Raw genomic sequence first — 15,256 nt, 5'->3', positions numbered from 1 at the left:
TGCCGCGGCCCTCGCCCGGGGGCCGCGGCCCTGGAGGAGAACGCACATCATGACTGCCCCCGCCCTGCCCGCTGCCGAACTCGCGGAACTCGCGGAACTCGCCGACCCGGCCGCCTTCGACCTCACCGACCCGCAGACGTTCGACGACAACGACCCGCACGAGATGTGGCGGCCGTTCCGCGCGCACAACCCCGTCTTCTGGCACACGCCGCGGGACGGCAAGCCCGGCTTCTGGGTCCTCACCAAGTACGACGACATCATGGCCGCCTACCGCGACAACAAGCGGTACACCTCCGAGCAGGGCAACGTCCTCAGCACCCTCCTGCTGGGCGAGGACTCCGCCGCGGGCAAGATGCTCGCCGTCACCGACGGCCCGCGCCACCGCGAGATCCGCAACCTGATGATGAAGTCCTTCTCGCCGCGGGTCCTGGCCCCCGTCGTCGAGAACGTCCAGAACCTCACCGACCGCCTGATCTCCGAGGCCGTCGAGGAGGGCGAGGTGGACTTCGTCACCGCCGTCGCCGACCGGATCCCCATCCACACCATCGGCGACCTCATGGGCATCCCCGCCGGGGACCGCGAACAGCTCGTCGACTGGAACGCCCAGACCCTGTCCCGGTACAGCGCCGACGACGGCGAAGAGGTCTCGCTGATGGCGCGCAACGAGATCATCCTCTACATCTCCGGCCTCATGGCCGAACGCCGCCGCAACCCCGGCGAGGACGTCCTCAGCACGCTGGCCACCGCCACCATCGACGGCGAACCGCTCACCGAGGAAGAGATCATCTACAACGCCTACAGCCTGATCCTGGGCGGCGACGAGTCCAGCCGGGCCACTGCCTCCGGCATCGTCCACGCCTTCAGCCGGTACGGGGACCAGTGGCGCAGGCTGAAGAACGCGGAGGTCACCCTGGAGAGCGCCACCGAGGAGGTGATGCGCTGGACCACCCCGACCATGCACTTCGGCCGGCACGCCCTGGTCGACATCCCGATCCGCGACCACGTCGTCAAGGCCGGCGAGATCGTCACCCTGTGGAACAGCTCGGCCAACTTCGACGAGGACGTCTTCGCCGACCCGTACACCTTCGACCTGGGCCGCACCCCCAACAAGCACGTCAGCTTCGGCCACGGCCCCCACTTCTGCCTCGGTGCCTACCTGGGCCGCGTACACATGATCTCCATGCTGGAGTCGCTGCGCAGCCGGGTGGCCGGCATCGAACTCCTGGCCCCGCCCACCCGCCTCTTCTCCAACTTCGCCAACGGCCACGCCACCCTCAAGGTCCGCCTCACCCCGGAGCCCCGCCCCTGACGTTCCCCTCCCGCACGGCGAAGGCCCTCCCGGTCGGCGGACCGGGAGGGCCTTGCGCATGGGTGCGGTCAGTGGGCGGGGGTGAGGAGGGCGGTCCTGGTGAGGGTGTGGAGGTCGGAGGCGAGGGCGCGCGCCACCTCCGGTTCCTGGGACTGGAGGTAGAAGTGGCCGCCCTCGAAGAAGCGGACCGTGAACTCCGCCGAGGTGTGCTCGCTCCACCGCAGCAGGCCCTCGCGCGGCACGTTGTGGTCCTGCGCCCCCGAGTAGGCGTACAGCGGACACGATACGCGGGTGCCCGCCGCGCCCCGGTAGCTCTCCGCGGCCTTGAAGTCGGCGCGCAGGGACGGCAGGACGGCCGACATCAGGTCCTTGTCGGCCAGCAGCTCAGGCGGGGTGCCGGCCAGGTCGGAGATCGACGAGGCCAGGTCCTCGTCCGCCAGCAGGGACAGGCCGCGGCTGAGGTGGATCGCGGCCGCCGGCCGGCCCGAGACGATCACACCGATCGGCGCGCGGTCCGGGTGCCGGCTCTCCAGCCGCAGGGCCACTTCGTACGCGACGATCGAACCCAGGCTGTGCCCGAACAGCACGAGGGGGCGGCCCGCGCGGGGGAGGAGCGCCTCGACGACCTGGTCCGCCATCTCCCCGATGTCGTCGATGCAGCGCTCCCCGAGCCGGTCCTGGCGGCCCGGGTACTGCACGTTGAGCACCTCGGCGGCGCCCGACAGGGCCTGCGACAGCGTGTAGTAGCCCGTCGCCGAACCGCCCGCGTGGGGGAAGACGACCAGCGTCGGCCCCTCCGCCGGCGGCCGGTGGTACTGGCGCAGCCAGCCCGTCGGATCGGCACCGGGTCCGTAGGGTCGCTTCATCGGGGATCTCCGTTCGAGAGGACGTGCGGGCCGACGTCCGCGAGGGACGCGCAGCCGGTGAGGGCCAGGGCCAGGGCGAGGTCGGTGAGCAGGCAGCGCAGGACGTGTTCGACGCCGCGCTCGCCGTCGAGGCCGAGCCCGTACACGTACGGCCGGCCGTACAGGACGGCGTCCGCGCCCAGGGCCACCGCCTTGAGCACGTCGCTGCCGGTCCGGACGCCGGAGTCCATCAGCACCGGCACGTCCGGACCGACGGCCGCGCGCACCGCCGGCAGCGATTCCAGGGCCGAAACGCCGCCGTCGAGCTGGCGGCCGCCGTGCGTGGAGACGACCACGCCGTCCGCGCCGTGTTCCAGCGCCAGCCGGGCGTCGTCCGGGTGGAGGATCCCCTTCACGAGCAGCGGCAGCCGGGTCAGCCCCCGCAGCCAGGCCAGGTCCTCCCAGGTCAGGGTCGGGTCGGTGGAGATCTGTGCCCACCGCAGGACGGCCTGGGTGGCGTCCGCGTCGGCCGGCAGCCCGGCCCGGAAGGCAGGATCGCTCGTGAAGTTGGCGATGCCGGTCCCGCGCAGGAACGGCGAGTACCCGCTGTCGAGTTCCGCGGGGCGGAAGCCGAGGTGGGTGGCGTCCACGGTGACGACGATCGCGCGGTAGCCGCTCGCCTCGGCGCGCCGCACCAGCGACTCGCCCACCGCCCGGTCCGAGGGCAGGTACAGCTGGAACCAGCGCGGGTGGGAGCCCGCCGCCCCGGCCACCTCCTCCAGCGTGCGCGAGGCGAACGTCGACAGCACCATCGGCACGCCGGTCGCCGCCGCGGCCCGCGCCGTGGCCGACTCCCCCTCCGGGTGAGCCACTTGCTGGGCCGCCAGCGGAGCCAGCAGGACGGGGACGGGCAGCCGCTGCCCGAACAGAGTCAGAGAGGTGTCGGCACGCCGCGTGCCGCGCAGCATCCGCGGCACGAGCCGCAGACGGTCGAAGGCCGCCCGGTCGGCCCGGGCCGTAGCCCCGGACCCGGCCGTGCCGGACACGTACGCGAAGGCCTCCGGGGCCATCACCCGGCCGGCCGCGGCCTCCAGGGCCGTCAGGTCGGTCGTCAGCCGCGGGGGCCGGCCCGCGAGGCCCTCCAGCATGAGTTCCCGCACCAGGTCGGCGAGGGGTCCGGGATCCGGCGCCCCGGGCGCCTCGGGCCGGGCCAGGTCCCCGCGGATGCGTTCCGTGAGGGACAGCGCGCTCTCGGCCGGCCGCTCGAGGAGCGCGAAGTGGCCGCCGGACAGCGTCACGATCTCGTGCCCGCGCGCGGTGTGGCGGGCCCAGTCGGCCATCTGCGCCAGGGAGTTCTTCGGGTCCGCCGAGGCCAGCAGCACCGTGACGGGAGCCGCCACCGCGGTGTCCCGCGCACAGCGGTGGCGCAGCAGCGCGCGGTGGTCGGCGCGCAGCAGCCGCAGGATCTCGCCGGCGATCTCCGGGTCGGCCAGCAGCGGTTCGGGAATGCCCCCGAGCCGCCGCAGCCCGGCGACCAGCTCCCCGTCGCCGACGAGGGCCAGGTCGGGCTCCTGCCAGTCCTGCGCCGGCGGCCGGGCCGCCGACACGAACAGCCGGGCCGGTCCGCCGTGTTCCTCCAGCAGCCGGGCCGTCTCGAAGGCCACGAGGGCGCCCATGCTGTGGCCCAGCAGGAACAGCGGCCGGTCGTCGGGCGAGGCCGTGAGGGCGCCGGCCACGCCCGCGGCCAGCTCGGAGAGGTCCTGCGCGCAGGGTTCGCCGCGCCGGTCCTGGCGGCCGGGGTACTGGACGGCGAGCAGCTCGACGTCCTCGGGCAGCGCGGCCGACAGCGCCACGAAGGCGTTCGCGGCGCCGCCCGCGTGCGGGAAGCACACGAGGCGGGCGGCGGCGGAACCGCGGGGGTGATACGTGCGCAGCCATCGGGACGGATCGACAGGCCCGCTCGCGGGCCCGGCCTGCCGGGCGGCGCGGCCGCCCGGCGAAACCGGGGCGGCCGTCGGGGTGTTGGTCATGCCCACGCGGAGTGATCCTCCTTCATAGAACCCAGTTCGGTCAGCAGCTCACGCAGCCGCCCGCCCACGACGGCTCCCTGCGCCTCGCTCAGGGGCCGGTCGGCCACGGCGGCCTCCAGCCGGGCGATGTCCGCGAGGAGCGCCGCGGTGGCCCCGGCGCCGTCGCCGGAGGCCGGGGCGGCGGAGACGGAGGTCTCGGCCGGCTCCCCGGCCGGCTGCGGCAACTGCTCCCGCAGGTGCACCACCAGCTCGGCCGGGGTCGGCCAGTCGTAGATGAACGTGGCGGGCAGCCGGACACCCGTCGCCGCCGCCAGCCGGTTGCGCAGCTCCACCGCGGTGAGCGAGTCGAAGCCGAGCCGGTCGAAGGCCCCGTCCCGGTCCACCGCCGCACCGGAACCGTGCCCCAGTACGGCCGCGACCTCGTGGAGCACGGAGTCCAGCAGCCGGTCCCCGGTCGACGAGGCTCCCCCGGCCGGAGCAGGCACCTGCGCCCCGGAGGCGGCCGCGGCCACCGGCACGGGCGCCGCCGGCAGCAGCCCCCGCAGCAGCGGCGGCACCGCAGCGCCCTGCGCGACCGCGGCCCGCAGCCCGTCGAGGTCCCAGCGTGCGGCCACCGCCACCGGACGGTCGCGGCGCACCGCGGCATCCAGCAGGTCGAGCCCCTGCCCGGAGGTGATCGGGGCCACGCCCACCCGCGCCATGCGGGCGACGTCCGCGCCGGTCAGGCCGGCGCCCATGCCGCCGGCGCCCTCCCACAGGCCCCACACGACGGAGAGCCCCGGCTTTCCGGCCGAACGCCGCTGCTCCATCAGCCCGTCGAGGAACGCGTTGCCGGCCGCGTACCCGGCCTGCCCGGGGGCGCTGAGCGTGCCCGCCAGGGAGGAGAAGGCGACGAACGCGTCGAGGCCGAGCGGCTCGGTGAGCTCGTGCAGGTTGAGCGCCGCGTCCACCTTCGGACGCAGGGTCCGCTCCAGGCTCTCCGCGGTCAGCGCGGTCAGCAGGCCGTCGTCCAGGACCCCCGCCGCGTGCACGACCCCGCCGATCCGGACCCCCTCGCCGGCCAGGTCGGCCAGGGCGGCGGCCAGCGCGTCCCGGTCGGCGGCGTCGCAGGCGACCGTACGGACGTCCGCGCCCAGGGCGCGCAGCGCTGCGACGTCCCGGGCTGCGTCCTCGCCGGGCAGCCCGCGGCCCATGAGGACCAGCTGCCGTATGCCGTGCCGCGCCACCAGGTGGCGGGCGGCGAGCCGGCCCAGCCAGCCGAGACCGCCGGTGACCAGGACGGCCCGGGAAGTGTCCCAGCGCTCGTCCTCGTCCGCCAGGTCGAGGACGACCTTGCCGATGTGCCGGGCCTCGCTCAGGTGCCGGAAGGCGTCCGGCGCCCGGCGCAGGTCCCAGGCCGCCACCGGCGGGGCCTGCAGCGCGCCCCGCTCGAACAGGGCGAGGAGCTCCGTGAAGATCTCCTGGATGCGGTCCGGCCCGGGATCGCGGACGTCGTACGTCCGGTACACGACCCCCGGGTGCGCGGCCGCGACCTCAGCGGGCTCGCGCCGGTCGGTCTTGCCCATCTCCAGGAACCGGCCGCCGCGCGGCAGCAGGCGCAGAGAGGCGTCCGCGAACTCCCCGGCGAGGGAGTTGAGCACCACGTCGACGCCCCGGCCCCCCGTCGCGGCGAGGAAGGCCCGCTCGAAGTCCAGGGTCCGCGAGGAGGCGATGTGCCCGTCCGCGACCCCGGCGCCGCGCAGTGCGCCCCACTTGGCGGGGCTCGCGGTGGCGTACACATCGGCACCGAGGTGGCGGGCGATCTGGATCGCCGCCGTACCGACGCCGCCCGCGCCCGCGTGCACGAGGACCGACTCGCCCGCGCGCAGGCCCGCCAGGTCCACCAGGCCGTAGTAGGCCGTCAGATAGGTGACGGGGACCGCGGCCGCCTGCCGGAAGGACCAGCCCTCCGGGATCCGGGAGACGAACCGGCGGTCGGTGACCGATGTCGGGCCGATGCCGTAGAACAGGCCCATCACCCGGTCGCCGGGCTTCAGGTCGGTGACACCGGGACCCACTTCGAGGACCGTGCCGGCGCCCTCACCGCCCTGTCCGGAACCGCCCGCGTGCCCGTCGACGGACGCCGGGATCACCCCGAGGGAGAGCAGGACGTCGCGGAAGTTCAGGCCCGCGACCCGCATCCGGACCCGCACCTGGCCCTCCTCCAGCGGGGCGGCCGCCTCCGGCCACGGCTTCAGGGCCAGGTTCGCGAAGGTGCCCTTGGCCACGTAGTCGAGGTGCCAGTGCGGCGTGTCGGCGGGCGGCGCCAGCAACTGCTCGGTGTGGTGCGCGCCGAGCAAGGGACGGTAGGCGGCGCCGCCGCGCAGGGCGAGCTGCGGCTCGCCCGTGGCCAGCGCCGTCGCGACGGCGCGCCGGGAGGCGGGGGTGCCGTCCTCGTCGAGCACCGCGAACCGGTCCGGGTGCTCGGCCTGCGCGGAGCGCAGCAGGCCCCACACGGCGCGGTGGGACAGCTCGCCGGGCTGCTGCTCGCCGCCCAGGGTGACGGCGCCCCGGGTGAGGACCGCCAACCGGGTCCCGGCCAGACGCTCGTCCGCCACCAGGAGCCTGACCGTGTCGAGGACCCGGTTCAGGGCCGTGCGCACGGCCCCGGCGCCGCCGCTCGGCTCCCCGCCGCCCGCGGGGAGCGGGCAGGGCAGCAGGAGCAGCGCGGGAGCCTCCGCCCCGGCGGACAGCGCAGCCAGCAGTTCGGCGGTACCGGACAGGGCCCCGCCGAGACCCAGCTCGTGCTCGTGTTCATGCGCGCCGAGCAGTGTCCAGCGGTGCGTGGCGGGGGCGGCGGGCAGCTCGGCCAGCTCCTCCCACACCGGCCAGAGCAGGCCGTCGCCGGGCCCGGCCGCAGCGTCCGGGGCGCCCTCGGGGAGCGGACGCAGCACCAGCGATCCGATCGAGGCCACCGCCCGGCCCGAGGCGTCCGCGACGTCGATGCCCACCGCGTTCGCCCCGGCCGGCGCGAGCCGGACCCGAAGGCGCGGGCCGCTCCCGCCGTGCGTGCGGAAGCCGGACCAGGCGTACGGCAGGAACGTCCGCCCGTCGCCGCCGTCGGCCCCGTCGATCAGGCCGCCGAGCGCGATCGGGTGCAGCGCCGCGTCGAGCAGCGCCGGGTGCAGGCCGTAGCCGTCGGCCGCGGGCCCGGCCGCGGCGGGGAGCGCCACCTCGGCGAAGACCTCCTGGCCGCGCCGCCAGACGGCGCGCACCCCGCGGAAGACCGGGCCGTAGCCGAGGCCCTTGGCGCCGAGGACGGTGTAGAGGTCCGCGACCGGGCCGGAGACCGGCTCCGCGCCGTGCGGCGGCCACACCCCGGCCCAGTCCCCGCCGTTCTCGGCGGCCGGCACCGGCACGGGACCGTCCGGCAGGACCGCGCCGTGGGCGTTGCGGGACCAGCCCTGCCCGTCGGAATCGTCCTCGGGACGGGAGTGCACGGCGACGGCCCGGCGGCCGGAGCCGTCCGTGCCGTCCGGGGCGGCCACGGACACCCGCAGCCGGACCTCGCCCTCCTCCGGCACCACCAGCGGAGCCTCCAGGACCAGCTCCTCCACCAGGTCGCAGCCCGCCTCCCGGGCGGCGCGCGCCACCAGGTCGAGCAGGCCGGTGCCGGGCAGCAGCACCCGGCCGCCGACACGGTGGTCGGCCAGCCACGGGTGGCGGGCCAGGGAGAGCCGTCCGGTCAGCACCAGTCCGCCCGTGTCCGGCAGTTCGGCGGAGGCGCTCAGCATCGGGTGGTCGACCGGGACCAGCCCGGCCGACCGCACGTCCCCGGCCGCCGCCGGCCGGTCGATCCAGTACCGGCGGTGCTGGAAGGCGTACGTGGGCAGCTCCACCCGGCGGGCCCCGCGGTCCGCGAACACGGCGGCCCAGTCCACGCCACCACCGCAGGCGTGCAGCCGCGAGACCGCCGTGAGCAGCGCGGTCACCTCCGGCAGGCGCCGCCGCAGCGAAGGGATCAGCGTGTGCCCCGCCGGGCGCCCCCGGCCCGTGTCCTCCAGGCACTCCGCGGCCATCGAGGTGAGGTCGGTGCCCGGCCCCACCTCCACGAAGCGGGCACAGCCCAGTCCGGCCAGGGCGGTGACACCGTCCTGGAAGCGGACGGCGTGCCGCGCGTGCCGCACCCAGTACTCCGGGTCCGCCAGCTCGTCCGCGCCCACGGCCCGGCCGGTCAGGTCGGAGACGAACGCCAGCTGCGGCTCCTTGAAGACCAGCCGCGCGACGACGGACCGCAGCTCCTCCAGGGCCGGCGCCATCAGCGGGGAGTGGAACGCGTGGCTGACGCGCAGCCAGGTGGCCTTCCCGCCGGCCCCTTCGAACGCCGCGACCACGCCGGCCAGGGCGTCGTGGTCGCCCGAGAGCACCGTGGCGGCCGGGCCGTTCACCGCGGCCAGCGAGATCAGCTCCTCGTGGCCGGCGAGCAGCGCCGCCGCCTCCGCCTCGGAGGCGCGCAGGGCCACCATCGCCCCGCCCGACGGCAGCCGCTGCATGATCCGGCCCCGTACGGCGGCCAGTTCGGCCGCGTCCGCCAGCGACAGCGCCCCGGCCGCGTGCACGGCCGCGAGCGCACCGACGGAGTGCCCGAGGACGGCGTCGGGCCGGACCCCCCAGGACTCCAGCAGCCGGAACAGCGCCACCTCGAAGGCGAAGACCGCCGGCTGCGTGTAGCCGGTCCGGTGCAGCAGTGCGCCCTCGGGGCTGTCCTCTGCCGCGAGGACCACATCCCGCAGCGGCCGCTCCAGATGCGGGTCCAGGGCGGCGCACACCTCGTCGAACGCGGCCGCGTACACCGGGAACGCCTCGTACAGCTCCTGGCCCATCCGGGCCTGCTGGGAGCCCTGGCCGGCGAAGAGGAACGCGGTGCGGCCCTCGGCCGCGGTCGCCCGGACCACGTCCGCGCCGGGCACGCCGTCGGCCAGCGCCCGCAGCCCGTCGAGCAGTTCGTCGCGGTCCTCGGGGAGCAGCACCGCCCGGTGCGGCAGGTGCCCGCGGGTGGTGGCGAGGGAGAACCCGATGTCCGCGAGCCCGTCGCCGTCGGCATCGGTCAGGTGCCGGTACAGCCGGTCGGCCTGCGCCCGCAGCGCGGGCTCCCCGGCCGCGGACAGCACGACCGGTACGGGCGCCGGCGCGGCCGGACGCCCGGCCGCGGCCGACTGTGGTGCCGCCTGCGGCTCCGGGGCCTGCTCCAGGATGACGTGCGCGTTGGTGCCGCTGATGCCGAAGGAGGACACCGCGGCCCGGCGCGGCCGCTCGCCCTGCCCGGGCCACGGGATCGTCTCGGTCAGCAGGGACACGGCGCCGCCCGACCAGTCCACGTGCCCGGTCGCCTCGTCCACGTGCAGGGTCCGGGGCAGCAGCCCCTCCCGCAGCGCCATCGCCATCTTGATGACGCCGCCGACCCCGGCCGCGGCCTGGGTGTGCCCGATGTTCGACTTCAGGGAGCCCAGGTGCAGCGGCCGGTCGGCCGGGCGGCCGCTGCCGTACGTGGCCAGCAGTGCCTGGGCCTCGATCGGGTCGCCCAGCGAGGTGCCCGTCCCGTGCGCCTCCACCGCGTCGACGTCGGCGGGGGTGAGCCCGGCCGCGGCCAGGGCCCGGCGGATCAGCTGCTCCTGCGCGGGGCCGCTGGGCGCGGTGAGCCCGTTGCTCGCGCCGTCCTGGTTGACGGCCGAGCCGCGCACCACCGCCAGTACGGGGTGCCCGTTGCGGCGGGCGTCGGAGAGCCGTTCGACCAGCAGCAGACCGGCGCCCTCGGCCCATCCGGTGCCGTCCGCCGAGGCGGAGAACGCCTTGCAGCGGCCGTCCGGCGCGAGCCCGCGCTGCCGGCTGAACTCCACGAACGGCATCGGCGTGGCCATCACGGTGGCCCCGCCGACCAGGGCCATCGAGGACTCGCCGCTGCGCAGTGAGGCGCAGGCCAGGTGAAGGGCCACGAGCGAGGAGGAGCAGGCCGTGTCGACGGTGATGGCCGGGCCCTCCAGCCCGAAGGTGTAGGACAGCCGCCCGGAGGCGACGCTTCCGGCCCCGCCGACGCTCAGGAAGCCCTCGTACTCCTCGGGGGCGGGGGAGAGGCGGTTCATGTAGTCGGCGTACATGGTGCCGACGAACACGCCCGTCCGGCTGCCGCGCAGGGCGGCCGGGTCGATGCCGGCGTGCTCGAACGCCTCCCACGCGGTCTCCAGCAGCAGGCGCTGCTGCGGGTCGATGCTGTGTGCCTCGCGCGGCGAGACACCGAAGAACTCCGCGTCGAACTGCGCGGCCTCGTAGAGGAATCCGCCCTCCCTCGCGTACGAGGTGTGCGGCCGGTCCGGGTCGGGGTCGTACAGCTCCGCCAGGTCCCAGCCCCGGTCGGCGGGGAACGGGCCGACGGCGTCCACCTCGTCGGTGGTCAGCCGCCACAGGTCCTGGGGGGAACGGACGCCACCCGGGTAGCGGCAGGCCATTCCCACGATCGCGATCGGCTCGTGCTCGCGCTCCCTGAGGTGGGCGTGGTCGGCCTTGAGCCGCTCGTTCTCCTTCAGCGCGGCCCGCAACGCCTCGACGACCTGCTGCTGGGTTGTGGAAGCCATCCTGTTCTCTCCGTACTTCCCTGTCGGGGTCTGGGTCTGGGTCTGGTCGGTCTGCCCGGGGCCGGAAGGCGTCCGGCCCCGGGCGGTGGGTGTCTTCCTCTAGCTCTGGCCCAGGGCCAGGCGGACCAGGTCGTCGGCGCTCATCGAATCCAGCACACTGCCACCCCCGTCGCCGTCGCCGCTCGTGCCGTCCGTCCGGCCGGCGGCGTCCGCGGCTCCGGTCTCCTGTGCCGGGACATCGGGCACGAGTGCCGTGCGCAGCCGGTCCGCCAGGGCGCCCGGCGTCGGGTGGTCGAAGACGAGCGTCGGCGGCAGCTTGACGCCGGTCGCGGCCGCCAGGCGGTTGCGCAGCTCGACGGCGGTGAGGGAGTCGAAGCCGAGGTCCTGGAACCGGCGGTCGGCCGGCACCCGCTCGCCGTCCGAGTGGCCCAGCACGGCGGCCACTTCGGTGCGTACCGCCTCGAGCAGGATGTGGTGGTGCTCCCGCCGGGGCGCCCGGGCCAGCCGGTCGCGCAGACCGGCCGCGGTGCCTTGGGCCGCGGCCCGCGCCGCGCCCGCGGGGCGGGCCGGGGCCAGCCCCCGCAGCAGGTACGAGACCGCGTCCGGGTCCGCCGTCCGCAGATCGAGGTGGGCCGCCGTCAGGACCGGGGCGCCGGAGGCGACGGCCGCGTCGAACAGCGCCAGGCCGTCCTCCGCGGACAACGCCCCGATCCCGGTGCGGGCCAGACGCTTCAGGTCCGCCGCACCGAGGTCCCCCGTCAGCGTGCTCTCCTGCGCCCACAGACCCCAGGCCAGTGACACGGCCGGCAGCCCCTCGGCACGGCGCCGGCGGGCCAGGGCGTCCAGGAACGCGTTGGCCGCCGCGTAGTTGCCCTGGCCCGCCGAGCCCAGGGTGCCGGCGAGGGAGGAGAAGAGGACGAACGCCGACAGGTCCAGGCCCAGGTCCCGGGTCAGCTCGTGCAGGTGGAGGGCGGCGTCGGCCTTGGGCCGCAGTACTCCCGCCAGCCGCTCCGGAGTGAGCCCCGCCAGGACCGCGTCGTCGGTCACGCCCGCCGCGTGCACGACCGCGGTCAGCGGCCGGTCCGCGGGTACGGCGGCCAGCAGGGCGGCCAGCGCCGCCCGGTCACCGGTGTCGCAGGCGGCGACGGTCACCTCGGCGCCCAGGGAGGCCAGTTCGGCCGCGAACTCCTCGGCGCCCGGCGTCGCGGCGCCTCGCCGCCCGGTCAGCAGCAGCCGGCCCACGCCGTGCTGCTTGACCAGGTGCCGGGCCAGCAGCCGGCCCAGGGTGCCCAGGCCGCCGGTGACCAGGACGTGGCTGTCCGCCCCGAAGACCGCCCGGGTGTCCGCGGCGGGTCCGGCCGGCCGGTGCCCGCGCAGGGCGGGCGCGGAGGCGCGGCCGGCCCGCAGCGCGAGCTGCGGCTGCGCCGAGGCCAGGGCCCGCGGGAGGGCGCGTACGGACTCGGGCCGCCCGTCGGTGTCGATCAGGGTGAACCGGCCGGGCTGTTCGGACTGCGCGGAGCGGACCAGGCCCCAGACCGCCGCGAGGGCCGGGTCGGGATGTTCGGCGTCCGCGACGGCGACCGCCTCCCGGGTGAGGACGGCGAGCCGGGAGTCCGCGAACCGCTCGTCCGCCAGCCAGGCCTGGGCCAGTTCGAGGGCGGCGAGCACGGCCCGGCCGTCGGCGTCCGGCACGGGGGAACCGGTCGGCGCGGCGGCCAGGACCACGGTCGGCACCGGGGCCCCGCCGTCCACAGCAGCCCGCAGCGCCTCCAGCCCCGGGTAGGCCCGCACGGCCACGCCGGCGGCGCGTACGGCGTCTGCGGCGTCCCCGCCGTCACCGAGGGCGCCCCCGTCGCCGAGGACGGCCCACGGACCGGCCGGAACGGGCGTCTCCGCCCGCAGCGGGGACCAGTGCAGGTCGAACAGCCCGGCCCCGTGGACGGGCCCGGCTGCGGCCGCCGGGTCGGCCTGGAGCTCGCGCACCGCGAGGCCGCCGGCCGTGAACACCGGTACGCCGTTCCCGTCCGCGACCAGCAGCGAGTGGACGTCGCCCGGACCCCGCCGCAGGCGGACCCGCAGCCGTGTCGATCCGGATGCCCGCAGGGCCAGCGCGCTCCATGCGAAGGGCACCACCAGCCGGTCCCCGGCGCCGGTCCCGACCAGGGCCGTGTGCAGGGCGGCGTCCAGTGCGGCGGGATGGAGGGCGAAGCCGCCGGTGTCGGCGGTGTCGGGGAGGACGATCTCTGCGTAGACGTCGGTGCCGTGCTGCCAGGCCCTGCGCAGCCCCTGGAAGGCGGGGCCGTAGGTGTATCCGCGTTCGGCGAGCCGGGCGTAGAGGCCGTCGACGGGGATTTCGCCGGCGCCCGGGGGCGGCCAGGTGGTGAGGTCGGGGTCCTCGCCGGTCGGCGCGGGAACGTCCTCGGCCAGCAGGCCGGAGGCGTGCCGCAGCCAGGCGCCGTCCGGGGTTCCTTCCGGCCGGGAGTGCAGGGCGAGGGGCCGGGTTCCGTCGTCACCGGCCGCACCCACCATGAGCTGGAGGGCGACACGTCCCTCGAGCGGCAGCGGCTGTTCGAGGGTGAGCTCGGCGACCTCCGCCGCCCCCGTCCGCCCGGCCGCGTACAGGGCGAGCTCGGCGACGGCCGCACCGGGCAGCAGCGGCCGGCCCATGATGGTGTGCTCCGAGAGCCACGGGTGGACCTCGGCATCGAGGGTGCCGGTGAACAGCCAGCCCTGACCCGCGGCGAGTTCCACCACCCCGTCCAGCAGCGGATGCCCGCCGGCCGGCCCCGGCGCCACGGCGGCCGCCGGAGCGCTCAGCCAGTAGCTGTCGCGCTGGTACGGGTACGTGGGCAGGGCGACGGCCCGGCCGCCGGGCAGGAACCCCTCCCACCGCACGTCCCGGCCCCGTACGTGGGCCTGCGCGAGCGCCGCCGCCACGGTGGCGCTTTCGGGACGACCCTTGCGCAGCAGCGGCACCGCGGTGACCGCCCGCCCGGTTTCCGACTCCGACTCCCCGGAGGACAGGCTCGTACGCGCCATCGCGGTGAGTACGGCGTCGGGTCCGAGTTCGAGGTATGTGGTGACGTTGTGGTGGTGGAGGTGTTGGACGGCGTCGTTGAAGCGGACGGTGTGGCGGAGGTGTTGGACCCAGTAGTCGGGGTTGGTGAGTTGTTCGGTGGTGGCGGGTTTGCCGGTGAGGTTGGAGATGATCGGGATGGTGGGGGCGTGGTAGGTGAGGGCGGCTGCGGTGGTGCGGAATTCGTCGAGGATGCCGTCCATGTGGGGTGAGTGGAAGGCGTGGCTGACGTTGAGTTGTTTGGTTCGTCGGCCGTTGTTGCGCCAGGTGGTGGCGAGTTGGTGGGCTGCGTCGTGGTCGCCGGTGATGACGGTGGAGTGGGGGGTGTTGACGGCGGCGATGTCGAGGTGTCCGTGGTGGGTGGGGAGGGTGTCGCGTATTTCGGTTTCGGTGGCTTCGATGGCGATCATGGCGCCGCCGGCGGGTGCGGACTGCATCAGGCGGCCGCGGGTGGCGACGAGTTTGCAGGCGTCGTCGAGGGAGAGCACCCCCGCGACGTGCGCCGCGGCCAGTTCACCCACCGAATGGCCGAGGAGGTGGTCGGGGATCAGCCCGTACTCCTCCACGAGCCGGAACAGGGCGACCTGGACGGCGAACAACGCGGGCTGGGTGTACTGCGTCCGGTCGAGGAGCGCGGCCTGCTCGCTCCCCTCCTCGGCGAGGATCAGCTCCTTCAGCGACCGGCCCAGGTGGTCGTCCATCCGTGCGCAGACCTCGTCGAGGGCGCGGGCGTAGACGGGGTGCGTCTCGTACAGCTCCCGGCCCATGCCGGGCCGCTGACTGCCCTGCCCGGTGAAGAGGAAGGCCAGTCCGCCGGCCTCGGCCGCCCGGTCCGGGTCCCCGGTCACCAGCTGCGGCGCGGATTCGCCGCGGGCCAGCGCGTCCAGGCCGGCCAGCAGCGCCGCCAGGTCGTCGGCGAGGACGACGGCACGGTCCGGGAGCACGGCCCGGGTGGTGGCCAGCGCGTGTCCGATGTCCAGGTGCGCGAGGCCGAAGCCGCCGTCCGTGCCGGAGTCGGCGGCCGACCGCCGCAGCAGCGCGGCCTGGGCGCGCAGGCCGTCCGCACCGCGAGCGGAGAGCACCCACGGCAGCGGGGAGGGAACCGCCGTCGCACGGGCGGGCTCGGGCTCGGTTGCGGGGGCCTGTTCGAGGACGACGTGGGCGTTGGTGCCGCTGATGCCGAAGGAGGAGACCGCCGACCGGCGGGGCCGCTCCGTCTCCGGCCACGGGGTGCGCTCGGTCAGCAGCGAGACCGCGCCGCTCGACCAGTCCACGTGCGGGGTCGGGGCATCGACGTGCAGGGTCCGGGGGAGGAGGCCGTGGCGCATGGCCATGACCATTTTGATGACGCCGCCGACGCCGGCGGCGGCTTGGGAGTGGCCGATGTT

The 15,256-nt window shown here is 75.8% G+C and carries 4 protein-coding genes and 1 pseudogene; 1 reads left to right on the top strand and 4 read right to left on the bottom strand.

Going from position 1 to position 15,256, the window contains the following annotated elements:
* Window positions 1-49 precede the first annotated feature (49 nt).
* Window positions 50-1,309, top strand: coding sequence for a cytochrome P450 (locus ACZ6JS_RS28035; protein WP_469301984.1), 1,260 nt, complete (start codon window positions 50-52; stop codon window positions 1,307-1,309).
* 68 nt (window positions 1,310-1,377) lie between these two features.
* On the opposite strand, the gene ACZ6JS_RS28030 is transcribed toward ACZ6JS_RS28035, so the two are convergent.
* The 4 genes and pseudogenes from ACZ6JS_RS28030 to ACZ6JS_RS28015 form a co-directional block, all read right to left on the bottom strand.
* Complete coding sequence (locus ACZ6JS_RS28030) at window positions 1,378-2,175, bottom strand: thioesterase II family protein (protein ID WP_469301983.1); 798 nt, start codon at window positions 2,173-2,175, stop codon at window positions 1,378-1,380.
* Complete coding sequence (locus tag ACZ6JS_RS28025; protein WP_469301982.1) at window positions 2,172-4,184, bottom strand: alpha/beta fold hydrolase; 2,013 nt, start codon at window positions 4,182-4,184, stop codon at window positions 2,172-2,174. The genes ACZ6JS_RS28030 and ACZ6JS_RS28025 overlap by 4 nt, the downstream gene beginning before the upstream one ends.
* Window positions 4,181-10,756: pseudogene (locus tag ACZ6JS_RS28020) on the bottom strand (type I polyketide synthase); the annotation flags it as partial. The gene ACZ6JS_RS28025 and the pseudogene ACZ6JS_RS28020, both read right to left, overlap by 4 nt.
* 135 nt (window positions 10,757-10,891) lie before the next feature.
* Window positions 10,892-15,256 (bottom strand): type I polyketide synthase (locus tag ACZ6JS_RS28015; protein WP_469301980.1); only part of this gene is annotated, 4,365 nt, incomplete at its 5' end.

Source organism: Streptomyces sp. NPDC046349, from assembly GCF_055587885.1.
Note: the sequence above shows the minus strand (reverse complement) of the source record. Positions and strands in the feature narration are given on the sequence as shown.